The organism is Cellulomonas sp. H30R-01 (genome assembly GCF_010119915.1).
Lineage (GTDB): Bacteria > Actinomycetota > Actinomycetes > Actinomycetales > Cellulomonadaceae > Cellulomonas > Cellulomonas algicola.
Window position 1 is genome coordinate 4,184,307 of sequence record NZ_CP048210.1, and the last position, 22,592, is coordinate 4,206,898.

Annotated in this window: 23 protein-coding genes; 13 read left to right on the forward strand and 10 right to left on the reverse strand. The window is 73.6% G+C overall.

The genetic code is table 11. The features are described 5' to 3' along the window. Positions 1-33: 33 nt before the first annotated feature. The 3 genes from GXP71_RS18670 to GXP71_RS18680 are packed head-to-tail and all read left to right on the forward strand — an operon-like array spanning position 34 to position 1,669. Positions 34-423: a DNA-binding protein gene (locus GXP71_RS18670; RefSeq protein WP_162353900.1), complete on the forward strand. Its 390-nt coding sequence runs from the start codon at positions 34-36 to the stop codon at positions 421-423. Further along, the gene (locus tag GXP71_RS18675) at positions 420-1,055 is read left to right on the forward strand and encodes a transcriptional regulator (protein ID WP_162353901.1); all 636 of its coding nucleotides are present in this window, start codon (positions 420-422) and stop codon (positions 1,053-1,055) included. Before GXP71_RS18670 ends, GXP71_RS18675 begins: the two co-directional genes overlap by 4 nt. A gap of 35 nt (positions 1,056-1,090) precedes the next feature. Next, a complete protein-coding gene (locus tag GXP71_RS18680; RefSeq protein WP_162353902.1) occupies positions 1,091-1,669 on the forward strand; it encodes a GNAT family N-acetyltransferase in 579 nt (192 codons plus the stop codon). A gap of 100 nt (positions 1,670-1,769) precedes the next feature. Here the strand turns inward: GXP71_RS18680 and GXP71_RS18685 are convergent, their stop codons facing one another. Next, a complete protein-coding gene (locus tag GXP71_RS18685) occupies positions 1,770-3,386 on the reverse strand; it encodes a glycoside hydrolase family 27 protein (protein ID WP_238402496.1) in 1,617 nt (538 codons plus the stop codon). A 359-nt stretch (positions 3,387-3,745) separates the two neighbouring features. Here GXP71_RS18685 and GXP71_RS18690 point away from each other — a divergent pair, with 359 nt between their 5' ends. After that, complete coding sequence (locus tag GXP71_RS18690; RefSeq protein WP_162353904.1) at positions 3,746-4,303, forward strand: hypothetical protein; 558 nt, start codon at positions 3,746-3,748, stop codon at positions 4,301-4,303. 163 nt (positions 4,304-4,466) lie between these two features. On the opposite strand, the gene GXP71_RS18695 is transcribed toward GXP71_RS18690, so the two are convergent. From GXP71_RS18695 to GXP71_RS18710, 4 genes are all read right to left on the reverse strand, one after another. Next, complete coding sequence (locus GXP71_RS18695; RefSeq protein WP_162353905.1) at positions 4,467-4,850, reverse strand: hypothetical protein; 384 nt, start codon at positions 4,848-4,850, stop codon at positions 4,467-4,469. A 112-nt stretch (positions 4,851-4,962) separates the two neighbouring features. Beyond that, complete coding sequence (locus tag GXP71_RS18700) at positions 4,963-5,766, reverse strand: hypothetical protein (protein ID WP_162353906.1); 804 nt, start codon at positions 5,764-5,766, stop codon at positions 4,963-4,965. Beyond that, a complete protein-coding gene (locus GXP71_RS18705) occupies positions 5,738-6,172 on the reverse strand; it encodes a hypothetical protein (RefSeq protein WP_162353907.1) in 435 nt (144 codons plus the stop codon). Before GXP71_RS18705 ends, GXP71_RS18700 begins: the two co-directional genes overlap by 29 nt. A gap of 96 nt (positions 6,173-6,268) precedes the next feature. Continuing rightward, positions 6,269-7,444 (reverse strand): RICIN domain-containing protein, encoded by a 1,176-nt coding sequence (locus GXP71_RS18710; RefSeq protein ID WP_162353908.1) that lies wholly within the window; start codon positions 7,442-7,444, stop codon positions 6,269-6,271. Between the two features lie 324 nt (positions 7,445-7,768). On the opposite strand from GXP71_RS18710, the gene GXP71_RS18715 reads away from it, so the two are divergent. Then, positions 7,769-9,442: a cellulose binding domain-containing protein gene (locus GXP71_RS18715; RefSeq protein ID WP_238402497.1), complete on the forward strand. Its 1,674-nt coding sequence runs from the start codon at positions 7,769-7,771 to the stop codon at positions 9,440-9,442. Between the two features lie 337 nt (positions 9,443-9,779). Here the strand turns inward: GXP71_RS18715 and GXP71_RS18720 are convergent, their stop codons facing one another. Further along, positions 9,780-10,670 carry a hypothetical protein gene (locus tag GXP71_RS18720; RefSeq protein ID WP_162353910.1) on the reverse strand — a complete coding sequence of 297 codons (891 nt, stop codon included), beginning with the start codon at positions 10,668-10,670 and terminating at the stop codon, positions 9,780-9,782. Between the two features lie 93 nt (positions 10,671-10,763). Further along, positions 10,764-11,645, reverse strand: a complete 882-nt coding sequence (locus GXP71_RS18725; RefSeq protein ID WP_162353911.1) for an alpha/beta fold hydrolase — start codon at positions 11,643-11,645, stop codon at positions 10,764-10,766. Between the two features lie 89 nt (positions 11,646-11,734). Between GXP71_RS18725 and GXP71_RS18730 the strand changes: the two genes are divergently transcribed. The 8 genes from GXP71_RS18730 (at position 11,735) to GXP71_RS18765 (ending at position 19,113) form a co-directional block, all read left to right on the forward strand. Next, positions 11,735-12,217 carry a MarR family winged helix-turn-helix transcriptional regulator gene (locus GXP71_RS18730; protein ID WP_162353912.1) on the forward strand — a complete coding sequence of 161 codons (483 nt, stop codon included), beginning with the start codon at positions 11,735-11,737 and terminating at the stop codon, positions 12,215-12,217. A gap of 132 nt (positions 12,218-12,349) precedes the next feature. Then, entirely contained in the window at positions 12,350-12,709 is a 360-nt protein-coding gene (locus GXP71_RS18735; RefSeq protein ID WP_162353913.1) for a nuclear transport factor 2 family protein, read from the forward strand. A gap of 52 nt (positions 12,710-12,761) precedes the next feature. Continuing rightward, positions 12,762-13,277 (forward strand): GNAT family N-acetyltransferase, encoded by a 516-nt coding sequence (locus GXP71_RS18740; protein WP_162353914.1) that lies wholly within the window; start codon positions 12,762-12,764, stop codon positions 13,275-13,277. 225 nt (positions 13,278-13,502) lie between these two features. Further along, positions 13,503-15,368: a molecular chaperone DnaK gene (dnaK, locus tag GXP71_RS18745; protein WP_162353915.1), complete on the forward strand. Its 1,866-nt coding sequence runs from the start codon at positions 13,503-13,505 to the stop codon at positions 15,366-15,368. Further along, the gene (locus GXP71_RS18750; RefSeq protein ID WP_162353916.1) at positions 15,365-16,009 is read left to right on the forward strand and encodes a nucleotide exchange factor GrpE; all 645 of its coding nucleotides are present in this window, start codon (positions 15,365-15,367) and stop codon (positions 16,007-16,009) included. Before dnaK ends, GXP71_RS18750 begins: the two co-directional genes overlap by 4 nt. A gap of 28 nt (positions 16,010-16,037) precedes the next feature. Beyond that, positions 16,038-17,030, forward strand: coding sequence for a DnaJ C-terminal domain-containing protein (locus tag GXP71_RS18755; RefSeq protein ID WP_124343178.1), 993 nt, complete (start codon positions 16,038-16,040; stop codon positions 17,028-17,030). A gap of 96 nt (positions 17,031-17,126) precedes the next feature. Beyond that, positions 17,127-17,540 (forward strand): heat shock protein transcriptional repressor HspR, encoded by a 414-nt coding sequence (locus GXP71_RS18760; protein ID WP_202924287.1) that lies wholly within the window; start codon positions 17,127-17,129, stop codon positions 17,538-17,540. A 115-nt stretch (positions 17,541-17,655) separates the two neighbouring features. Next, positions 17,656-19,113 carry an L-fuculokinase gene (locus tag GXP71_RS18765; protein WP_162353918.1) on the forward strand — a complete coding sequence of 486 codons (1,458 nt, stop codon included), beginning with the start codon at positions 17,656-17,658 and terminating at the stop codon, positions 19,111-19,113. An 86-nt stretch (positions 19,114-19,199) separates the two neighbouring features. Here the strand turns inward: GXP71_RS18765 and GXP71_RS18770 are convergent, their stop codons facing one another. From GXP71_RS18770 to GXP71_RS18780, 3 genes are all read right to left on the reverse strand, one after another. Further along, on the reverse strand, positions 19,200-20,006 hold the full coding sequence (locus tag GXP71_RS18770) for a hypothetical protein (protein ID WP_162353919.1): 807 nt from the start codon (positions 20,004-20,006) through the stop codon (positions 19,200-19,202). Between the two features lie 106 nt (positions 20,007-20,112). Then, entirely contained in the window at positions 20,113-21,792 is a 1,680-nt protein-coding gene (locus tag GXP71_RS18775; RefSeq protein WP_304515695.1) for a cell wall metabolism sensor histidine kinase WalK, read from the reverse strand. After that, positions 21,789-22,523, reverse strand: coding sequence for a response regulator transcription factor (locus tag GXP71_RS18780; protein WP_162353920.1), 735 nt, complete (start codon positions 22,521-22,523; stop codon positions 21,789-21,791). Before GXP71_RS18780 ends, GXP71_RS18775 begins: the two co-directional genes overlap by 4 nt. Positions 22,524-22,592: the final 69 nt, after the last annotated feature.

Sequence of the window (22,592 nt, forward strand, 5' to 3'; positions counted from 1 at the left end):
GACGGCGTCCCGTCGAGTGTGCAAGGTCGGAGCATGACGCGCAAGGACCCCGACCCACACGGAGCCACCGTCGACCAGGACAGGGCGCGACGCGAGGACCAGGCGCGCGACCGGCTCCTGCGGGAGGGCGCCGACAGCCTCGTCGCCCGCCCGTGGCGGCCCGCACCGGTGCCGCCGTCGGCGACCGACCTCGCGCAGTTCGCGCTCTGGCGCTCGCCGGATCTCGACGGCCCTGGGCTGCTCGCGGCGCTGGCACTGCTGCCCGCGGCGCGAGCCGAGGTGGACGGGCTCGAGGCCGGCCTGCTGTTCGTCGCGCGGAGCGCCGGGCTGACCTGGGCGCAGATCGCCGACGCGATGGGCTTCAACTCGCCGCAGGCGTGCCAGCAGCACTACGCGCGGCTGACGAACCGGGCCGGCGCATGACTCGGCCGTCGCCACCCGAGCTGCTCACGCTGCACGCGGTCCGCATCCTCGGCTTCGCCGACACCACGGCCGTCGCGGGCCGCTTCGGCCTCGACGTCGCCGAGGTCGGCGAGACGCTGGGCGACGCCGAGGCGTGGGGCTGGGTCACGCGCTCGACCTTCGCCGACCTGAGCGGGTGGTCGCTGACCGACCGCGGCCGAGCCGAGAACGAGCGGCAGCTCGCCGCCGAGCTCGCCGCCGCAGGTGCGGGCGCGGAGGTCGACGCGGTCCACCGGGAGTTCCTCCCGCTCAACGCGCGGCTGCTCGCGGCCTGCACCCGCTGGCAGATGCGCCCCACACCCTCCGACGCGCTCGCCGTCAACGACCACGCCGACGGGGCGTGGGACGCCGACGTCCTCGCCGAGCTCGGCGCCATCGCCCGCGGCCTGGCGCCGCTGGTCCGACGGCTCCGTGACGTCCTCACCCGGTTCGCGGACTACGACTCGCGCATCGACGCGGCGCTCCGGCGTGCCCGGACGGGTGAGCACGGCTGGGTCGACCGTTCCGACCTCGACTCCTGCCACCGGGCCTGGTTCGAGCTGCACGAGGACCTGCTCGCGACGCTCGGCCTCGACCGCCACGCGCAGCCCTGACCCGTCGCCGGTCGCGGTCGTGCATGCTGACGCCCGTGGACACCTACCTCCGGACCAGTCGTGTGACGCTGCGCCCCTTCCGCGCCGACGACGCGGACCTGCTGGTCGAGCTCGACAGCGACCCCGCCGTCATGCGCTTCCTGTCCGGCGGCGAGCCGACGGCGCCGGAGCTGATCCGCGAGCGCGACCTGCCGAGCATCCTCGCCGGCTACGACCGGTGGGCGGGCGCGTTCGGCCTCTTCGCGGCCTACGCGACCGAGGACGACGCGTTCCTCGGCTGGTTCTGCCTGCGCCCTGAGCGCGACGGTCCGCTGGACGAGGTCGAGCTCGGCTACCGCCTGCGGCAGGCGGCGTGGGGCCGGGGCTACGCGACCGAGGTGTCGGCGGCCCTCGTCGAGAAGGCGTTCACCGAGCTCGACGTGCGCGTCGTGTGGGGCGCGACGATGGCGCTGAACACGGCCTCGCAGCACGTCATGGAGAAGGTCGGGATGACGGTCGCGGAGGCGCTCGAGACGCCGGACGACATGCTGGCCGTCGAGGGCGCCGACCTGGGCGGCTACCGCTACGAGATCACGCGTGACCGGTGGGAGCAGACCCGCGCTCTGCGCGCCTGACCCGACGTCGGCGCCGGCGACCGTGGGGCCACGCCGGTGCGCGACCCCACGGTGCCGCCGCGGGCGCCGCTCCCCACGACGCCCGCGCCGGTGCCTGCTCCTACCGCCGCGACCAGCGCTGGTTGGCCGCGCCCGTGCACGTCCACAGCAGCACGGCGGTGTTGTTGGCCGTGAGGTTCCGGTCGACGTCGAGGCACAGCCCCGACCGCACGCCACGGATGGTGCCGTCGGCCTGCGTCGTCCACTGCTGGTTGGTGCCGCCGTTGCAGTCCCACAGCTGCACGCGCGTGCCCGCGGTGGCCGTCAGGGGTGCGTCGAGGCACTTGCCCAGCGACCGGAGCGTGCCGTCCGTGCCTGCGGTCCACGTCTGGTTGGGCGCGGTGTGGCAGTCCCAGATCACGAGGCCGGTGCCGTTCGCGGTGGCGCTCCCCGGCACGTCGAGGCAGCGCCCCGACGACGCGCTGACGAGCGTGCTGCCGGTCGGCGGGGGCGTGGTGCCGCCGGGGGTGACCCGGAACAGCGCGACGCCGTGCTGCGCGACCTGCGCGGAGATCTGGCCCGTCGTCGTGCCCGTCGCGCCGGTCCAGACCTCCCGGTACTGGTGCGTCCCCGAGCCCAGCCCGACCTGCCCGAGCGTCGTCGAGATCTGCCGCGTGCCGGAGCCGCGGTTGAGCAGCGCGACGGCGACGGAGCCGTCCGCGAGCGGCTTCGCCCAGACCTCGGCGTCGCCTTCGTCGCGCACGCGGTCGGCCTGCCGCACGAGCGGGTCCTGGTCGATCGCCAGGACGTCGCGGTTGGTGAGGACCGCGCGCACGTCGGCGGACATGTTCCGCAGGTCGTTGCCCGCGATCAGCGGTGCGCTGAGCATGGCCCACATGCTCATGTGCGCCCGGTTCTCGGTGGCCGTCAGCGCGTTCCGGACGCCGACCATCAGCATGTCCGGGTCGTTGTACTGGCCGGGCCGGGTCCACTCGCGCATGGGCTCGACGATGTCGAGGGCCTCGGTGATCCCGACGAAGCAGTCGGCGGACGGCGAGCAGCCCGTCGACCAGGACGCGGACAGGTCCTCGGACGTCCGCCACATGTCGGAGAAGGCGCCCCAGCCGGAGTACGTCGGGGCGGTGTTCGAGTGCGCGCTGTTCGGGTTGATCGAGTAGACGATCGGGCGGCCGGTGGCCTTGAGCGCGTCACCGAACCGCTTGAACACGGTCGCCTGCTCGCTGGCGCTGCCGCGCGGGTCGCACCAGTCGTGCTTGACGTAGTCGACACCCCACGACGCGAAGAGGTTCGCGTCCTGCGTCTCCCGCCCGTACGACGACGTCCCCGGCAGGTTGGCGAAGTACTGGTTGCAGGTCTTCTCGCGCGGCGCGTGGTAGATCCCGAACTTCAGGCCCTTGCCGTGGATGTAGTCGCCCAGCGCCTTCATGCCCGACGGGAACCGGTCGGTCCGGGCGCGCAGGTTGCCGCTCGCGTCGCGGGTGTCCTGCATCCAGCAGTCGTCGACGACGACGTACTGGTACCCGGCGGCCGCCATCCCCGAGCTCACCATCGCGTCCGCCGTCTGGCGGATCATCTGCTCGTCGATGTTGCAGTAGAACGTGTTCCAGCTGTTCCAGCCGAGCGGCGGCAGCGGTGCCGGCTCCTCGACCGTGGGGGCGGCCGCCGTCGCGACCGGGGCGGCCGCCTGCGCGGGCACGCCGAGGGCGATCGCGGACACCGTCAGAGCGGTCGTGGCCAGCGCGCTGCACCAGCGACGACGACGAGAACTTCTCACGAGAGCACTCCCTTGTGCGGTGGTCGTGGTGGTGGTCGACGGGCGTTCAGCCGGGGTCGGCTGCCGGTCGCCGAGCCCATGTGAGCGCTCACATCGCCGCCATCGTGCCAGCGCTCGGCGGGCCCGGGACCCCCGTGACGACGTCCGAAACGGTTCGGACGCACGACGTGGCTCCTCCGTCAGGCGGAGCGCGGAGGCCGGCGGTGCCGTCGCCGGGTCAGGGTCCGGTCGCGAGCGGGCCAGGGCGCGGTCCGGGGTCATGCCCGATGCGCCGCGCGAGCCCGCGAGGGCAGCGTCGTGCCATGACATCAGGAGCCGCACGACCGTCGCTCGTCACCGCGGACCATCGGGCCCCGCGCTGGCCGGCCGCACTCGCAGCCGCATGGGTCGGCACCTTCTGCCTCGTCGCCGGTGGCGCCCTGGTCTGGTCCCGCCTCCGGGGGAGCAGCGCGCAGGACCAGGAGGTCGTCGTGCTGGCGATCGGCCTGCGCCTCGTGACGGTCGCCGTGGCCCTGGCGTCCATCCAGTCCTGGGGGAGGCGACTGCCCGGCTGGGTCGTGCTCGGCGGGCTCTGGGGAGCCGGCGCCGTGCAGCTCGCGTACCCGCTCGCCGAGGCCGTCGTGAAGCTGGCGACCCTCGCGGGGCTCATGGAGCCGCTCGACAAGGGCATCAGCGACATGAGTGCTCAGGGGTGGTTCAACTTCGGCGCCACGTGGCTCGTCTGGGGCGTGCCCGGCGTGCTCTTCGTCCTCGCGGCGGTCGTGTTCGGCCGCCAGGTCCCGCACGCGCGCCGGTGGGCGCTGCTCGCAGTCCTCGCGGGGATCGGGTTCCTCGCGGCGCTCGGGCTCCTCATCGGCTGACTGACCCGGGTGAGTCGTCGCCCTGGCATGCCACCACGAGACCCGACTCGTCGGCCACGACGACGAGCTGGACCCGGTGTGCGCGTGCGGCAGGCCGCGGTGCGAGACCGGGGACGCCGCCGCCCGGCCGTCGACGTGCGCGACGACCGGGCGGCCTCGTGGATCAGCGGGGGAAGAAGAAGTTGTCGTACGCGCGCAGGGTGCTCCCGGTCTCCGGGTAGAAGAGGAGCTCGAGACCGGCCCAGTAGCCGGGGTCGGTGCGCGTGTACCCGCACGTCGGCTCCGAGTCGCCGCCCGGGTCGGACACGCGCCCGAGCAGCTGGCCCTCGTACCAGACGTTCGCGACCGCGACGGCCCCCGGCGTCGAGTGGTACGCGCGGACGCACAGCCGCCCGGTGGACCCGTTGACCGAGGCGTAGCCCTTCCACACGCCGTTCTTCTGGACGACGAGGTCGAGGGTCGGGGCGGCCGAGGCGGGGGCGGCTCCGGCGAGGGCGGCACCTGCGGTCAGCAGGGCGGCGGCAGCGGCGGCGAGGGTGCGGCGCACAGCGGGTCTCCGTCATCGTCGGGACCGGGGTCGGTCCGGGCGGCCCACCATCTCAGCGCGAGGACGCACCTCGCATCTCGGGGGAACCGGACGCGTCCCGCGGCTGCGTGCGTCACCGCGCGGCCAGCGACCGCACCACGGAGAGCACCTCGGCGAGGCAGGCGTCAAGGTCGAGCGCGCCGGACCCAAGACCGTCGACCGCTCCTGCCGCCGCCGTGCCTGGGTGCGGGTCCGCGGCCGCGAGCACGGCGTCGATCGCCGCGGCCTCCGGCGCGAGCGGCGCCCGCGCCGCGATCGCCGGACCCACCGAGATCGTCGCGACGATCGTGGACACCCGTCCCGATGCCCCCGCGTCGTCCCCGTCGGGCTCCTCCGGGAACAGGGCGTCCCACGCCTCGTCGAAGCTCGTCCACGGCGCGGCCGGCGTCGCACCGCGTGCGATGGCGGCGAGTGCCGCGGCGACTCCGGGCCTGTCGAGGATCGCGGCCCGTTCGCACGCCCGCGTCGCGGCCCAGGTCGCGACGACGCGCTGCTGCTCGGGCTCGAGCCCGGCGATCGCGTCGACGAGACGGCGGTCCTGCCCCGCCAGCTGACGCGCGCGCCACCCCCAGGCGCGGAGCTCGTCGCTCGGTGGCCGACCGCCCCAGGCGGCGGTCTCCGCGCGCTCCTCCCACGCGCGGCGCGCAGCCTCGTCGCGGGCCCGGTCCGACGCCTCCTCGGCGAGCCGCGCACGCGCGCGCTCCTCGGGCGTCGGCGGCGGGGGTGTCCGCTCGGCGACGCCGTGCCAGTACCGGGCGATCCCGCTGCCGCACCGCACCACCTCGTCCGGGGCGGTGGGAGCGGGCCAGAGCTGAAGGAGGTACCGGTCGAGCGGCGGCTCTCCCTCCTCAGGTCCGCCCTGGTGCGCGTCGTCCATCCCGTGCGCGCTCCAGCGGGCGCGCAAGGACCTGGCGGTCGGCAGGTCCGTGCGCGCTCCAGCGGGCGCGCAAGGACCTGGCGGTCGGCAGGTCGAGCGGCTCCGCGGCATCGAAGGAGGTCAGCGCGTACGGCTCGCCCTCGACGGGTGTCAACGAGGCCTCGACGACGTCCTCCCAGTCCGGGGCGAGCGGCGGGGCGTCGTCGTGGAGCTCGATGCGCACCGGGACGGACCCGGTGTGCAGACCGACGACGAACGACAGCGCTCCGGGGGACGCCGCCCCGCACAGCCCGTTCCGCTGGCCGCCGCGTCCTTCGATCAGCTCGGCGGTGACGCCGGCGTCGAACGGCTCCACCGCCATGAACCCGTAGTGGACGCTGACCAGCTCGTCCAACAGCACTCGCACCGTCTCGACCTCCGCGCGTGTTGACCTCGACGGCGATCCTGCCGGACGGGTCAGGCACCGCGCGGACGAACGCGCGACCCTGGTGACGCGGCGGGCTCAGCCCACCCGGACCAGCTGCCACTGCTGGTTGGTGCCGTTCCAGTCGGAGTACTGGACGATGTTGCCGCCGTCGGCGGTGGAGGCGCCCTGCACCTCGACCGCCTTGCCGCTGTTGCGGGCGATGAGCTGGACGTACCCGTCGATGGTCTGGATGCTGAACTGCTGGTTGGTGCCGCCGTTGTCGCTCCACTGCTGGATCGCCGCCCCGTCCGCGGTCGATCTCGCGGCCACGTCGAGGACCTTGCCCGACAGCCGCGACCTCAGCTGGTAGAAGCCGTTGCCGGTGCTGACGAACTGCCACTGCTGCTGGGTGCCGCTGTTGCGCGACCACTGGGTGATGCGGGCGCCGTCGGCGGTGGACAGGTTGTAGACGTCGATGGCCTTGCCGCTGTTGCGGTTGACGAGCGTGTACCAGGCCGCGGTGTCCACCGGGCCGGAGGGGTTCTGGGGGTTCCCGGCCGGGCTGCCGATGCTGCCCGGGACGGACCGCAGCGCGGCGAACCAGACGGCCGCCATCTTGTCGTAGCCGGCCGCGTTGGGGTGCACGCCGTCGGGGAGGTCGGCGAGGCTCACCGCGCTGTACATGTCGACCAGGTGCACGCGCTTCCCGCTGGCGGCCCTGCTCGACACGATGCCGGGGATGGCGGCGTTGTAGGCCCGGACCTTGGCGTCGGCGTACGACACCGGGATCAGGGTCGAGACGAAGACGTCGGTCTGCGGGGAGGTGCTCGTGATCTTGTCGACCAGGGCCGCGAGGCGGGCCGGGGCGTTCGCCAGGTCGCGGTTCTGGCTGATGTCGTTGGTGCCGATGTGCAGCAGCACGCTGCGCGGCTGGTACGTGCGCAGCCAGCCGACGACGTTGGCGTCGATCTGGTCGATCCGCCAGCCGGAGTGCCCCTCGTGGTCGTGGTCCCAGAGGCTGGCCGGCCCGTTGTAGCCCGACCCCACGAAGTCCGTGGTGTAGCCGTTCTGCGCGAGGCGCTGCCACAGCCCGACGCGGTAGCCGCCGCCTCCGGTCATGCCGACGCCGTCCGTGATCGAGTCGCCCAGGGGCATCACGCGAGTGCCGCCGTTGCTCTCGGCGGTGGCGGGCGCGGACTGCGTGACGACACCCCCGGCCAGTGCGACGCAGAGCGTGACGGCGACCAGCAGCCGTCGGACGGTTCGGTGCATGTCGTGTGCCTCCTGGAGATGGCCGCGCCGTTGCGGGGTGATCCCGATGTGAACGCTCACATGGCGGAACCGGCCCACTCTGGCACGGGGCTCGCGGGGCCCGCGATCGGCCCAAACGATTAGGTCCGGGGGCGCTGGACAGGTCCGATCCGGCCCGACATAGTCACGCCGACCGGTGCGTCCTGGTCCCTGTCCGCCGGCTGCCAGCGGGGACCGTCGGGCGCACGTGACGACCAACGACGATCGGACGAAATCATGCGTAGAGCCCAACGATGGCGCCGGCCCTGGACGGTGGCTCTGGCGGCGGCGACGCTGCTCACCGGGGTGACGGTCGCCCAGGCACCCGTGGCGTCCGCCGCGACCGGCTGCCGGGTCGACTACGTCGTCTCCTCGCAGTGGAGCGGCGGGTTCACGGCCGCCGTCAAGGTCACCAACCTCGGTGACGCGGTGAGCAGCTGGGTCCTCACCTGGACCTTCCCCGCGGGGCAGACCGTGACCCAGGCCTGGAGCGCCACGGTCACCCAGAGCGGCGCGGCCGTGTCCGCGAGGAACGCGTCGTACAACGGCTCGCTGGGCACCGGGGCGTCGACGGAGCTCGGCTTCAACGGCAGCCACAGCGGCGCCAACCCCGCGCCCACCTCCTTCGCGCTCAACGGCACCACCTGCACGGGGTCCCCCAGCGGCACCCCGACGCCGACACCCACGGGGACGGCGACGCCGACCCCCACACCCTCGGCCACCCGGACGCCGACGCCGAACCCGACCAGCGCGCCCGCGGACCTCACGGTGAACACGGGCACCAGGTACCAGACGATCGACGGCTTCGGCGCGGCCGTGTCGATCTGGGGCGGCGCGTGGTCGACCGCCGACACGCAGACGCTCGTCGGCATGGGCGACAACCAGCTCGGCCTGTCGATCGTCCGCACCGGGATCTCGCCGGTGTCGAGCGAGTGGGGCACCCAGGTCAGCGCGTTGAAGACGGCGAAGGCGTACGGCTCCGACGTCAAGATCCTCGCCTCGCCCTGGACCGCGCCGGCCGCGTGGAAGTCGAACAACAGCCGGATCAACGGCGGCACCCTGCTGACCTCGCGCTACGGGGACTACGCCAACCACTTGAACAGCTACGTGCAGTACATGAAGAGCCAGGGCGTGACGATCGACGTCACGTCGATCCAGAACGAGCCCGACTGGCACCCCGACTACGACTCGATGGCGTGGACCGGCGACACGCTCCGCACCTTCGTGCGCGACCACGGCGCGAAGATCACGGGCACCAAGCTCATGGTCGCCGAGTCGCTCGGCTCGAACCGGGCCTACACCGACCCCACGCTCAACGACGCGACCGCCCGCAGCAACATCGGCTACATCGGCGGCCACGTCTACGGCCAGGACACCGGTCCGAACCTCTCCCGGTACCCGCTCGCCGCGCAGTACGGGAAGAACCAGTGGATGACCGAGTGGAACTTCCACGAGGCCGACGGCAGCGGGTCGCGCATCTGGGGCGACCCGTCGAACGCCGCCGCGTGGAACGAGACGCTCGACAGGATCATGCCCTCCGTCAACCGCACCATGGAGGCGAACTGGAGCGCGTACGTCTGGTGGTACGGGCGGCGCTACTACTCGTTCATCGGTGACGGGGAGTCGGCGTACGGGACGACCGGCGGGGCGGTCCTCAAGCGCGGCTGGGCCTTCTCGCAGTACTCCAAGTACGTCCGCCCCGGCTACCAGCGCGTCGGCGTGACCGAGAGCGCGAAGGCGTCGCCGCTCGACGTCACGGCGTACCAGGGCGACGGCAAGGTCACCCTCGTCATCCTCAACCGCTCGACCAGCGCGGTGAACGGCGCCGTCATCCAGGCGCCGCAGGACGTCAGGTCTGCGCTCCACACGATGACCTCGCAGTACTCCAGCCGCGCGGCCCGGACCACGAGCGTCAACGGCAGCCAGGTGACGGTCGACGTGCCCGCACGGAGCATCTCCACCGTCGTGATCACGCTCTGAGCGCCTGAGCACGCCCGGAGCGCGCGACTGACCGGAGGCGGTGCTCCACGTCGAGCTGACGTGGAGCACCGTCGACGGCGTCGCGACGCCCCGACGTCGAGCCGAGCAGCCGGGTGACGGCTCGCGAGGCGCTCACCGTCGCTGCCTGGCTACCGGCGTCTCCGCGCGAGCAGGAGGCCGGCGACGACGAGGAGCAGCAGGACGGCAGCGCCGACCGGGCTGAGCACGTCGCCGAAGAGGGAGGGGAAGACGCGCATGGCCCTGCATCGGCGGAATCACCGCTCGGGATGAGCGCGGCGACGGGCGAGTCCGACGAGCCCCCGCAGGCGGCCTGCGTTCAGCGCGGCCCTGCGCTCGCGTGCGGACCGTCGGGTCCTGGTGCGGGATCCACGAGCCGTCGCACCTTCAGCGGGTGGTGCTCACGGCCCGGCGCTCCCCTCCCGAACAGGTCCCCCAGTGCGGCCAACGAGTCGCCGTCGAGCAACGACGGGTTCTTCTCGAGCATGAGTCGTACGGTCTCGCCGATCTGCTGCGGGGTGGGCGTCTCGAGCAGGTCTCCGAGCGCCACCTCGCCGTCGTCGTCCTCGATCGTCACGCTGCGCAGAAGCCGCATCTGCTCCTCGCTGAACGCCTTCGCCAGGAGGGCTGCGACGAACCGCTCCCGCGCCTCGGCACTGCTCATGCGGGCGCGGTAGTCCTGGAAGGCCACCTCCAGCGCGGTGGAGGACGCGGCCTGGGGTCGAGCTTCGTCGGTCGACACCACCTCGTACGCGCGGGGCCCGTCGGGCCTCCCCGTCCGGGCGACCTTCCCCCAGGTCGACCGGAGGGCGTTGACCGCCTGCTCCGTGGACGACTTCGCGACCGAACGCCCCCGCGCGCCTGCCGCTCTCGCCGCACCGGCAGCGCCCGTCCACCATCGCCTGACGTGCGGCGCGGCAGCCGACGCGAGCGACGCGACCACCAGCACGAGGGCCGCCAGCGCCTCGAGCGCCTGCGCGATCTCCTCCGGAGTGAGCTCGCGAGCCTCCGGCCTCGTCGAGCTCGACCCGGACCCGTAGGCGCCCGACCACTCCGACTCGTCCTCGTCCGGCTCCCTCAGCTCGGCGTGCCCGACGAGGCGGTTCGTGTCGTCGTCGAAGAGGTGCGCGCGGTATGCGCCGTCGGTGTCCCGTGAGAAGCCGAGGTGCTGCCCGTCCGGGACCTCGACGTCGAACCGTCTGGTGACCATGGGAAGTTCATCGGCTCGTGGTCGCCGCTGCACAAGGGTGGAGGCGATGCATGTGATGGCCCGAAGCAGTGGCCACCGCGCCGGCGTCCCTGGTCACGTCGCATCGACGGAGCCGGTGAAGTCGAGGATCGCCGCCGCGAGCGCCTCGGGAGCCTCCAGGGCGGCGTAGTGACCGACGCCCTCGAGCTGGACAGCGGCGACGTCACCTGCCGTGACCTGGCCGAGCGTCGCGGAGGTGAACGGTCCACCGCCGGCGCCGACGGCGAGCACGGGGACGGTCAGCGGGCTCGACCCGGCCAAGGCCCGGAGGTCGTCGCCCTCGGTGAGCATCGAGCGGTAGAGGCCGACGGCCCCGCGCCAGCCGTCGGGGCGGGCGTAGGTGCGCGCGAACTCGTCCACGTCGGCGTCGGTGACCGAGCCGGCGACGCCGGTCATGCTCGGGAAGGCCCACTGGGCGAGCAGGTCGCGCTCTCGGCCCGCGAACAGCAGCTCCGGGATGCCGGTCGCCGTCAGGGCGCCGATGTGCCAGGAACCGCCGCGCGTGACGTCGGCCAGACCTTCGAGGCCGAACCCGGCCAGGCCCGTCTCGATCGCCGTGAGGCTGAGGACGTCCTGCGGGTGCGCGGCCACGAGCCGGAAGACGGTTCCTCCGCTGATGTCCTGCGCGGTCACGTGCACAGGTCCCCAGCCGAGGTGCTCGATGAGCCCGTGCAGGTCCTCCGCCGCGGTCGTGCTGTCGTGGCCGTCGTCGGCGGTGCTGGAGTCGCCGAAGCCGCGCAGGTCCACGGCGACGACCCGGTGGGCGAGCGAGAGCAGCGGGATGACCTTGTGGAACGCCCACCACGTCTCCGGGAACCCGTGCACGAGCAGGATGGGCGACCCGGCGACGCCCGCGGTCACGTAGTGGATCTGCGCACCGTTGATCCGTGCGGTGTGGTGGACGACCGCGGGGATGGTCGCGCTCGTGGTAGGCATCGCGGACTCCTCGAATAGACAACCCGGTTGTCTACCAACAATAGACAGCCTGGTTGTCGATGTCCATCGGAGTGCCTAGGCTCCTCGTCATGTCGCGATCCGGCGCCGACCTCGCCCTCCTGCTGCTGGGCGGCTTCCGCACGCTGGTGGACGGTGCGATGGCCGAGCTGGCCGCGCGCGGCTACGACGACTTCCGCCCGACGCACGAGTTCGCGATGCGCGCGATCATCGCCGGTGCCGACAGCGCGTCCGACGTCGGACGACGCCTGTCCGTGTCCAAGCAGGCGGCCGCGAAGACCATCGCGGTCCTCGTCGCGCGCGGCTACGTGGCGAGCGACCCGGACCCGTCCGACGCCCGCCGCAACCGGCTCCGGGTCACCGCCCGGGGGCTGGACCTCCTGAGGGAGGGCGAAGCCGTCTTCGAGGACCTTCGCGCCCGGTGGGAGGCGAAGCTGGGCGCCGCGGAGCTCGCGAACCTCGAGGCGAGCCTGCGGACGCTCGTCGGTGGCTCCACGGTGGACCCGGAGGCGCCCGGTTGGGTCGGCCAGGACGCGGTCGGGATCGAGCAGTAGTCCGTCGACCTCGGCCTGTTGACCCGGAGGGGCGTGCGGGTGCGACGATGCCCGGACGACCGGCGCGGGGCTGTGGACCTCCTCGACGAGCACCCGCGCCCCGGTATCGCGCACCCGCTCGATGGAGGTCCCATGGCTGACGTTCGTGAGCTCCTCGGTACCAACCTGCACCGCGTCTTCAACAACCGGGACGCGGACGCTCGCCGCCGGGTGATCGCCGACACCTACACCGACGACGTCACGTTCACGGAGCCTGAGGGGACCGTCACGGGCCGCGCCGCCCTCGACGAGCGGGCCGGGGCGCTGCTCGGAAGGGTCCCCGCCACCTTCGAGTTCGCCGAGGACGGCCCCCGATACGTCGGCACCAGCACGGGTGCGCTCGCCTGGAGGTTCGGACCGCCCGGCGCGCCGGTCGTCCGCGGGATCGACGTCATCACGGTCCGTGACGGACGGATCAGCGAGCTCCGCACGATGCTCACCGGCGAGGACTGACACCGCGAGCACCCACGGCTGCTCGGTCACCTCGTCGTGACACCATCGCCGCATGGCGCCGATCCGCGTGCCGCGCGCTCTCGAGACCGATCGCCTCGTGCTGCGCCCGCGCAGCGTCGACGAGGCTGCGACGTACCGCCGGCTGTGGACGGAGAGGGACCTGCGGGTGCCGGCGCATCGGCGGATCGACGCCGACGGCCGGCCGACTGTGGCGGACGTCGCCGGGCAGCTCGCGGACGAGCCCGGGCTTCTCGCCGTGCGACGCAGGGACACGGCCGAGGTGATCGGGTACTGCGGCCTGATGGACCACGCGGACGCGCCGCCCGACGAGCCCGAGCTGGCCTTCGAGCTGCTGCGGTCGGCGCACGGCCGCGGCTACGCCACCGAGGCCGGCCAGGCGGTGGTCGGCTGGGCGCGCGAGTCGAGCTGCCCCCGGCTGTGGGCGACCGTGTGGGACTGGAACGTGGCGTCGCGCCGGGTGCTGGAGAAGCTCGGGTTCCACGAGACGGGCACGGTGGTGGCCCGGTCCGTCGACGGCCGGAGCCTGCTGACCGTCCGGGAGCTCTGAGCGAGCCGGTAGCTCCGGCCTCCTCGTGTCTCGGTCGTCAGGCGCGCCGTGGGAACAACGGGTGGCCGCCCGGAGTTGAGCCAAGCAGACTCAAGTTCGACGGTCCGAGGTTGCGCAGCGGGACACCGCGACGCAGACTTGAGCCCGGCGGACTCAAGAGTGGCCCGCTCGCAGCACCGCGACCAGGGCCCCGCAGACCCGGACAGCAGAAGGAAGGCACCACACATGGCACGAGCAGTCGGCATCGACCTCGGCACGACGAACTCCGTCGTCTCGGTCCTCGAGGGTGGCGAGCCCACGGTCATCGCCAACGCGGAGGGGTCGCGCACGACGCCGTCCGTCGTCGCGTTCTCCAAGACGGGTGAGGTGCTGGTCGGCGAGATCGCCAAGCGGCAGGCCGTCACGAACGTCGACCGCACCATCACGTCGGTCAAGCGCCACATGGGCACGGACTGGTCCGTCGCGATCGACGACAAGAAGTACACGGCGCAGGAGATCTCGGCGCGCGTGCTCTCCAAGCTCAAGCGTGACGCCGAGGCGTACCTGGGCGAGCCCGTCACCGACGCGGTCATCACGGTCCCGGCGTACTTCAACGACGCCGAGCGTCAGGCGACGAAGGACGCGGGCACCATCGCGGGCCTCAACGTCCTGCGCATCATCAACGAGCCCACCGCGGCGGCCCTGGCCTACGGCCTCGAGAAGGGCAAGGAGGACGAGCTCATCCTCGTCTTCGACCTCGGTGGCGGCACGTTCGACGTGTCCCTCCTCGAGGTGGGCAAGGACGACGACGGCTTCTCGACGATCGAGGTCCGCGCGACGTCCGGCGACAACCGCCTCGGCGGTGACGACTGGGACCAGCGCATCGTCGACCACCTCGTCTCCGAGGTGAAGAACACGACGGGCGTCGACCTGTCGAAGGACAAGATCGCCCTGCAGCGTCTGCGCGAGGCGGCGGAGCAGGCCAAGAAGGAGCTGTCGTCCGCGACGGCGACCAACATCAGCCTGCAGTACCTGAGCATGAGCGAGAACGGCCCGGTCCACCTGGACACCAAGCTCACGCGTGCGCAGTTCCAGCAGATGACGCAGGACCTGATCGACCGCACCAAGGCCCCGTTCCACGCGGTCATCCGCGACGCGGGCATCAAGCTCGACCAGATCGACCACGTCGTGCTCGTCGGCGGCTCGACCCGCATGCCTGCGGTGACCGAGGTCGTCAAGGAGCTCACGGGCGGGCAGGAGCCCAACAAGGGCGTCAACCCGGACGAGGTCGTCGCGGTCGGTGCCGCGCTGCAGGCCGGCGTCATGAAGGGCGACCGCAAGGACGTCCTGCTCATCGACGTCACGCCGCTGTCGCTCGGCATCGAGACCAAGGGCGGCGTCATGACGAAGCTCATCGAGCGCAACACGGCCATCCCGACCAAGCGCTCGGAGATCTTCTCGACGGCCGAGGACAACCAGCCGTCCGTCCTCATCCAGGTGTTCCAGGGCGAGCGCGAGTTCGCGCGGGACAACAAGCCGCTCGGCACGTTCGAGCTCACCGGCATCGCGCCGGCGCCGCGCGGCGTGCCGCAGATCGAGGTCACCTTCGACATCGACGCGAACGGCATCGTGCACGTCTCCGCCAAGGACCGCGGCACGGGCAAGGAGCAGTCGATGACGATCACCGGCGGGTCCGCGCTCCCCAAGGAGGACATCGACCGCATGGTGAAGGAGGCCGAGGAGCACGCGGCCGAGGACAAGAAGCGTCGCGAGGACGCCGAGGCGCGCAACTCCGCCGAGCAGCTCGTCTACTCGACCGAGAAGCTCCTCGTCGACAACGCCGACAAGCTGCCCGACGACGTCAAGACCGACGTCCAGGCCGCGGTCGGCGAGCTCAAGACGGCCCTCGAGGGCACCGACGTGGAGGCCGTCAAGGCCAAGACGCAGCACCTCGCGACCGTCAGCCAGCGCATCGGCGAGGCGATCTACTCGCAGCAGCAGTCGGCCCCGGCCGACGCGCCCGGCGCGACGGACAACCCGGGTGAGTCGACGACCTCCGACGAGGACGTCGTCGACGCCGAGATCGTCGACGACGAGGACGACAAGAAGTGACGAGCGAGAACGACCGTCCGGAGGCGGGGTCGGGCCAGCCCGACCCCGCCGAGGGGACGCCCCGGTTCACCGACAAGCGGCGCATCGACCCGGAGACGGGCGAGGTGCGCCAGCCCACGCCGGAGGAGCAGGTGCTCGCCGACGCGGAGTCGATCGCGCAGGGAGCGGAGGAGGAGGTCGTCCTGGAGGGACTGATCGAGTCGCAGAAGCTCGCGGCCGAGCGGCTCGAGGAGCTGCAGCGCGCGCAGGCGGCGCACTACAACCTCGAGCAGCAGTACTCGGCGTACGTGAAGCGGTCCAAGGCCGAGGTCCTGGCCGCGCACGACCGCGGCGTCGCGTCGCTCGCGGAGGCGCTCATCCCGGTGCTCGACGACATCGAGCTGGCCCGCCAGCACGGCGACCTGACCGGCCCGTTCGCGTCGATCGCCGAGAAGCTGACGACCACGCTCCAGCGCGCGGGCGTCGAGCAGTACGGTCAGGCCGGCGAGGCCTTCGACCCCGCGGTGCACGAGGCGCTCATGCACTCGCACTCCGCGGAGGTCACGGAGCCCACCGTCCAGATGGTGCTCCAGCACGGCTACCGCACGGCCGACCGCATCCTGCGTGCCGCCCGCGTGGCGGTCGTGGACCCGGAGGGCTGACGATCATCACCACCAGGAGGGAGGCGCCGTGACCGGGCAGGACTGGCTCGAGAAGGACTTCTACGCGGTTCTCGGCGTCCCCAAGGACGCCGACGCCGCGACCATCAAGAAGGCGTACCGCAAGCTCGCGCGCAGCATGCACCCGGACCACAACCCGGGTGACGCGGTCGCGGAGGCGAAGTTCAAGGAGATCGGCGAGGCCTACGCGGTCCTGTCCGACACCGAGCAGCGCCAGCAGTACGACCAGCTGCGCGCCATGGCGGGCGGCGCCCGCTTCACGGCGGGCGGTCGCGGCGGCGGCAACGCCGGCTTCGAGGACCTGTTCGGCGGCATGTTCGGCGGGGCCAACGGTCCCGGCGGGCGCGTCCGCTACTCGACGTCCCCGGGTGCGGGCGGCGCCGGCGGGGCCGGGTTCGAGGACCTCCTGGGCGGGCTGTTCAACCAGGGCGGCTTCGGCGGCGCTCGCGGACCGCAGCAGGGGGCCGACCTGGCCGCCGAGGTGACGCTGCCGTTCCGGCAGGCCACCGAGGGGTCGACCGTCGGCCTGACCGTCGAGGGTCGCTCGTTCACCGCCCGCATCCCCGCCGGCGTGCGCGACGGCCAGAAGATCCGGCTGCCCCGCAAGGGGCGCCCCGGTGACGCGGGCGGCCCGCCCGGCGACCTCGTCGTCACCGTGCACGTCACGCCGCACCCCGTCTTCTCGTCGGACGGCCCGAACCTGCGGGTCACCGTGCCCGTCGCGTTCGACGAGGCCGCGCTCGGCGCGACCATCGAGGTGCCGACGCTCGACGGCGGGACCGTCAAGGTCCGCGTGCCCGAGGGCACGCCGTCGGGCCGCGTGCTGCGGGTCAAGGGCAAGGGCATCACCACGCCGAAGGGCGTGGGCGACCTGCTCGTCACCGTGCAGGTCGTCGTGCCGCAGCGGCTGTCCGCCGCGGCACGCGAGGCGGTGCAGGCGTTCGGCATCGCGACGTCCGGCGAGGACGTGCGCGCCGACCTGCTGGACGCCGCCAGGAAGTGAGCCGACGTGAGGTGCCGGTGCGACGACCGCCCGGCACCTCACGTCGACCCGGCAGACGCCAGGACCGGTCGACGCGAGAGGTGGTGAGGTGACGTGGTGTCGGACGACGCGAAGGTCTACGTGATCTCGGTCGCCGCCGAGCTCGCGGGCATGCACCCGCAGACGCTCCGCCAGTACGACCGGCTCGGCCTGGTGTCGCCGGGGCGGACCAGCGGGCGCGGACGGCGGTACTCGCTGCGCGACATCGCGACGCTCCGCGAGGTGCAGCGGCTCTCGCAGGACGAGGGCGTCAACCTCGCCGGGATCAAGCGCATCCTCGAGCTCGAGGCCGAGGTCGACGGGCTGCGCCGCCAGGTCGAGTACCTGCGCGCGTTCGTCGAGCCCGGCCGTCGCGTCTTCACCGCCGACCCGCGCGGCGACGTCGTCGCCGTCCAGCGCACGGTCCGCGAGACCCGCCGCCGCCCGCGCCAGGACACCGGCGCCCTGGTCCTCTGGCGCCCCCGCTCCTGACCCGGGGCTGCCCCGCCCCCGGCTCGCGACTCGTCAGCGCGGTCGCCGAGCCCGCCACCAGGTGCCGGGTTCGCGAACTCGGCGCGGTCGGTCGGGGATGCCCGAGGATGGGGCGGTGCTGACCGCGCTCGGGGTGGACGTCGGGACCACCAACACCAAGGTCGCGCTCGTCGACGTGCTCACGCCGCGCGTGCTCGCCGTGTCGGCCGCGCCGACACCGTCGCCCGGCGAGGCCGCCGTCGTCCTCGCCGGTCTCGTCGCGCGCGTGCTCCCGGCCGGCCCCGCCCCCGTCGCCGTCGGCATCGCGTCGATGGCGGAGACGGGCGTGCCGCTCGCCCCCGACGGCACCCCGCGCGGCGACTGGCTGCGCTGGGACGGCCACCGCGCGGGTGCCGAGGCCGACGCGCTCGCGGCCCGGATCGGCCGCGCCGACCTGTTCGCCGCCACCGGGGTCCGCGCCAGCGCGAAGGTCCCGCTCGCGACGTGGCAGTGGCTGCGCACGCACGACCCCGACGCCCTGCACGCCGGTGGCACCGCCGGCCGGTGGGCGGGCGCGGCCGACCTCGTCGGGCTGCTGCTCGCCGGTCGGCTCGCGACGGACCACACGCTCGCCGGACGCACCGGCGCCTACCGGCTCGGGCGACCAGGTGACCTCCCGACCGCCTTCGACGCCGACCTGCTGGCCGAGGTCGGTCTGCGGCCGTCGCAGGTGCCCGAGGTGCTGGCCCCAGGAGAGCTGCTCGGACGGGTCGTCGACGGCCCGTTCACCGACGCCGGGCTGGCGGCCGGGACGCCGGTGACGATCGCGGGCCACGACCACCCGGTCGGCACCTGGGCCGCGGGCGTGCGGCGCCCGGGAGAGGCCGCCGACTCGGTCGGCACCGCGGAGGCGGTCTGCACGATCCTCACGTCGGACCCCGTGCCCGCTCCTGTCGCCGCGGCCGGGATGAGCCTGGTCCGGACGGTCACCGGCGAGCACCCTGCCCTGCTCGCGGGCTCGTCGAGCGCGGGGGCGGCTGTCGGCTGGTGGCTGCGGACGCGCGCGTCCGGTGTCGACGTCGACACGCTCATGGCCGAGGTCGCGGACCTCGGCGACGCCCCGCTCGACCTGCTCGTCCTGCCGTACGTCTCCGGCCGCCAGACCCCCGACCCGGACCCGACCGCCGCACCGCGCGTCCTCGGTGCCGTCGACGGCCGGTCGACCGCGCAGGCGACGTTCGGCCTGCTCGCCGGCCTGGCGCTGCAGGCGCGATGGATGCTCGACGAGCAGAGCCGTCTCGCCGGGACCGGAGCGCCGACGTCGGTCGCGGTGCTCGGCGGGCCGATGACGGCCAACCCGGCGTGGCTGCGCCTCAAGGCGCGCATCAGCCCCACGCCGCTGCGGCTGGTCGCGGAGGCCGAGCCTGTCGCCGCCGGGGCCGCGCTGCTCGCGGCTGACCGCCTCGGCGCGACGGGACGGCCGGCGCTCGCGATCCGGTCGTCACCGGTGCCCGGGCACGAGCCCGGTGCCGGGCCGGACGTCGCCGCCGCGCTCGACCGCTTCGTCGCCGCCGCGCGGCAGCCCACCCGGTAGCGGCCCGCCGCGCGACAGCCAGCGCGGCAGCCCAGCCGGTCGCGGCCCGCCGCGCGACAACCGGCGACGCGGCGGCGGGGCGTGCGTCAGCCGCAGGACCAGTCGAAGGCGTCCGACTCGAGGTCGACCTGGGCGTTGCCGCCGCCGAAGTTGAGACCGGGCAGCTCGTCGAGCTCGAGGTACCAGGGCGTGAACCCGTCCTGCTGTGACTGCACGGGGAACGCGGTCCCGCCGAGGTGGCTCCACGCGAGCGCGGCCGCCCACGGCAGCCGCTGGAAGCCGGCGTCGTACGGGGAGACGTAGCCGGGCGTGTCGCCGGCGTGCATCGCGTCGACGGGCGCGTGCCCCGCGTTGGGGTCGGGCCGGTCCACGAGCCAGACGAGTCGTGTCGGCTCGTGCGAGTCCCACGCGTTGGGACCCTCGTCGTCGGCGACGTGCTCACCGGGTCGTCGCGGGTCGGCGGGCGGGGCGGTCGGGCCGCGGTCGTACTCGTCCCGGGTGAGCCAGAGGAGCGCGAACTCGCCGTCGATGAGGTCGACGCGTCGGCCCAGGTTCGGGTGGTCCACGGCCTGAGCGCAGTCGACGACGAAGGGGTCGTCCTCGTCGGTGGCCGTCCGCGGTCGCGCGAACTGTCCCTCGCCCTGGAAGAAGGCGATCGCGGGCAGGTCGGCTCCGCGACGGCGGAACGCGGGCGGCAGGAGCAGCGTGATCGCGTGGAACATCGGCAGGCCGGTCTGCGTGCCGCGCGGCCACGTCGCGGGGTCGATGCCCGGCCCGGCGCTCCCGATCCACCCCGCCGGCGCCGACGCGGGCCGGGGCCACGTCGCCGGGCGTGCGGGGTGGTCGGCCGCACCGTCGGCCGTCTCGAACCAGAGGTCGTAGGCGGCGGTCACCGGGCTGCCTCGCCGTCGCGCGTGCGCAGGTCGCGTGCGGGAGCCTGCGTCGTCTCGTGGGTCACGGAGCCGACCGTAGTCATCGCGCCGGTCCGGCGGAGCCGGTTCAGGCGTCGACGAGGGCGGGTGCGGGGGAGGTGGGGATGGTGGCGTCGTCGGGTGGGGCTGCCGGGAGGCGGACGGTGAACGTCGTGCCGCCGCCTGCGGTCTCGCCGACGGTGAGGGTGCCGCCGTGGGCGGTGACCACGGCGTGCGCGATGGACAGGCCGAGGCCGGTCGAGCCTGCGGCGCGGTTGCGGGAGGCGTCGCCGCGGACGAACCGCTCGAAGAGCCGGTCGCGCAGGTCGGCGGGGATGCCGGGACCGTGGTCGACGACGTCGAGCACCACCTCGGAGCCGCGACGGGCCACGCGCACGGTGACCGACGTGCCCGCGGGCGTGTGCAGGCGCGCGTTCGACAGCAGGTTGGCCAGCACCTGGCGGAGGCGGTGGTCGTCGCCGACGACGACGGCGCCCGGCTCGTCGGCGCTCTCGTCGTCCGGCAGGCCGGACAGGTCGAGCGACCACGTGTGGTCGGGGCCGGCGGCGTGCGCGTCGGTGACGGCGTCGACGGCGAGCATCGCGAGGTCGACGGGCTCGGTGTCCAGGGGGCGGCCGGCGTCGAGGCGGGCGAGCAGCAGCATGTCCTCGACGAGCGCGGTCATGCGCTGCGACTCGGACTCGACGCGCGCCATGGCGACGAGGGCCTCGGGCGGCAGGTCGTCGGGCAGGCGGCGGACCAGCTCGGCGTAGCCGCGGATCGACGCGAGCGGCGTGCGCAGCTCGTGCGACGCGTCGGCGACGAACTGCCGGACCTGCGACTCGGACGCGTACCGGGCGGAGAGCGCACCCTCGACGTGCCCGAGCAGGCGGTTGAGCGCGGCGCCGACGGACCCGACCTCGGTCGCGGTGTCGGTGTCGGCGGCGGGGACGCGGTCGGCGAGGACGACCTCGCCGCGGTCGAGGGGGAGGCGCGAGACGCGCGCGGCGGTCGCGGCGACACGCGTGAGGGGGCGCAGCTCGCGGCGGACGAGGACGAGGCCGGCTGCGGCGGCGGCGAGCACGGCGAGCAGCGCGACGACGCCGACCATGAGCACGTAGGCACCCAGGGTGCGGGTGACGGTCGCGGTGGGCATCGCGGTCACGGCTGCGTCGCCGCCACGCGTCGTGCTGACCAGCGCGCGGTACTCGCCGACCCCGGCGAGGCCGACCTCACGGATCTGGCCGTCGTGCGGCAGGGCGAGCAGCGTCTCGACGGCCTCGGTCGGGACGACGCGCTGCTCGCCGGACCGGAGCAGGTAGGCGGCGGTGACGTCGGCGGCGGTCTGGCCGGGCTCGGCGGCGAACGTCACGGTGCCGACCTCCTGGCCGGGCAGGCCGACGGGCGGCGCTTCCGCCGGGAAGCGGTGGAGGACGACGTCACCGCCGCCGGACGCCGCGCCGGTCCCGACGGGCCCGTCGTCGGACCACATCATGAAGCGGTTGTGCGCGCCTGTGAGGTCGTCGTCGAGCTGCGCGACGAGCGACCCGCGCAGCGCGAGCGTGGTCAGCCCGCCGACGGCGACCGCGACGACCGCGACGAGCGCGACGACGAGCGCGACGAGCCGTCGGCGCAGCGTCCAGCGTGGGCGGGGGAGCGCACCGGTCGCGCGGTCGCGCAGCGCTGTCGTCCGGTCGCGCAGCCGCGCGACGGGCCCGGCCGTCGCGGTGGCCGACGGGCGGCGCGCGGCTGGGCCGGCGCTGGTCACGCGGGCTTGAGCACGTACCCGACGCCGCGCAGCGTGTGCAGCATCGGGGTGCGGCCCTTGTCGATCTTGCGGCGCAGGTAGGAGACGTAGAGCTCGACGATGTTCGCCTGCCCGCCGAAGTCGTACTGCCAGACGCGGTCGAGGATCTGCGCCTTGGAGAGCACGCGCCTGGGGTTGCGCATGAAGTAGCGCAGCAGCTCGAACTCGGTCGCGGTGAGGCGGATGTCGTCGCCGCCGCGCGTGACCTCGTGCGAGTCCTCGTCGAGGGTCAGGTCACCGACCCGCAGCACGGCCTCCTCGCGCGCGGACACGGCACCGGCGCGGCGCAGGAGCGAGCGGAGCCGCGCCACGACCTCCTCGAGGCTGAACGGCTTGGTGACGTAGTCGTCGCCGCCCGCGGTGAGGCCGGTGATGCGGTCCTCGACGGCGTCCTTGGCGGTGAGGAACAGGACGGGCACGTTCGGGTGGCCGGCGCGGATGCGGCGCAGCACCTCGAGGCCGGTGAGGTCGGGGAGCATGACGTCGAGGACGATGACGTCGGGGGTCGACGCCTTGGCCTGGCGGACGGCGGCGTGGCCGGTGAGCGCGTGCTCGACGGTCCAGCCCTCGTAGCGCAGGGCGGTGGACAGGAGCTCGGCGAGGGTGGGCTCGTCGTCGACGACGAGCGCCCGGACGGGGGAGCCGTCGGCGCGGGTGAGGGTGTCGGGCCGGCGCAGGGTCGAGGTCGTCATGACCCGATCGTCGGTGCGCGACCTTGGCCGGCCCTGAACCGTTCCTGTGAATCTGCTGAGCGCGACGGG

What these genes read in the sequence shown, in the direction of transcription:
- GXP71_RS18675 (WP_162353901.1), top strand. Translation starts at nt 420, where the DNA reads ATGACTCGGCCGTCGCCACCCGAGCTGCTCACGCTGCACGCGGTCCGC.
- GXP71_RS18690 (WP_162353904.1), top strand. Translation starts at nt 3,746, where the DNA reads ATGACATCAGGAGCCGCACGACCGTCGCTCGTCACCGCGGACCATCGG.
- GXP71_RS18700 (WP_162353906.1), bottom strand. Translation starts at nt 5,766, where the DNA reads ATGGACGACGCGCACCAGGGCGGACCTGAGGAGGGAGAGCCGCCGCTC.
- GXP71_RS18740 (WP_162353914.1), top strand. Translation starts at nt 12,762, where the DNA reads ATGGCGCCGATCCGCGTGCCGCGCGCTCTCGAGACCGATCGCCTCGTG.
- GXP71_RS18710 (WP_162353908.1), bottom strand. Translation starts at nt 7,444, where the DNA reads ATGCACCGAACCGTCCGACGGCTGCTGGTCGCCGTCACGCTCTGCGTC.
- GXP71_RS18720 (WP_162353910.1), bottom strand. Translation starts at nt 10,670, where the DNA reads ATGGTCACCAGACGGTTCGACGTCGAGGTCCCGGACGGGCAGCACCTC.
- GXP71_RS18735 (WP_162353913.1), top strand. Translation starts at nt 12,350, where the DNA reads ATGGCTGACGTTCGTGAGCTCCTCGGTACCAACCTGCACCGCGTCTTC.
- dnaK (WP_162353915.1), top strand. Translation starts at nt 13,503, where the DNA reads ATGGCACGAGCAGTCGGCATCGACCTCGGCACGACGAACTCCGTCGTC.
- GXP71_RS18780 (WP_162353920.1), bottom strand. Translation starts at nt 22,523, where the DNA reads ATGACGACCTCGACCCTGCGCCGGCCCGACACCCTCACCCGCGCCGAC.
- GXP71_RS18670 (WP_162353900.1), top strand. Translation starts at nt 34, where the DNA reads ATGACGCGCAAGGACCCCGACCCACACGGAGCCACCGTCGACCAGGAC.
- GXP71_RS18730 (WP_162353912.1), top strand. Translation starts at nt 11,735, where the DNA reads ATGTCGCGATCCGGCGCCGACCTCGCCCTCCTGCTGCTGGGCGGCTTC.
- GXP71_RS18725 (WP_162353911.1), bottom strand. Translation starts at nt 11,645, where the DNA reads ATGCCTACCACGAGCGCGACCATCCCCGCGGTCGTCCACCACACCGCA.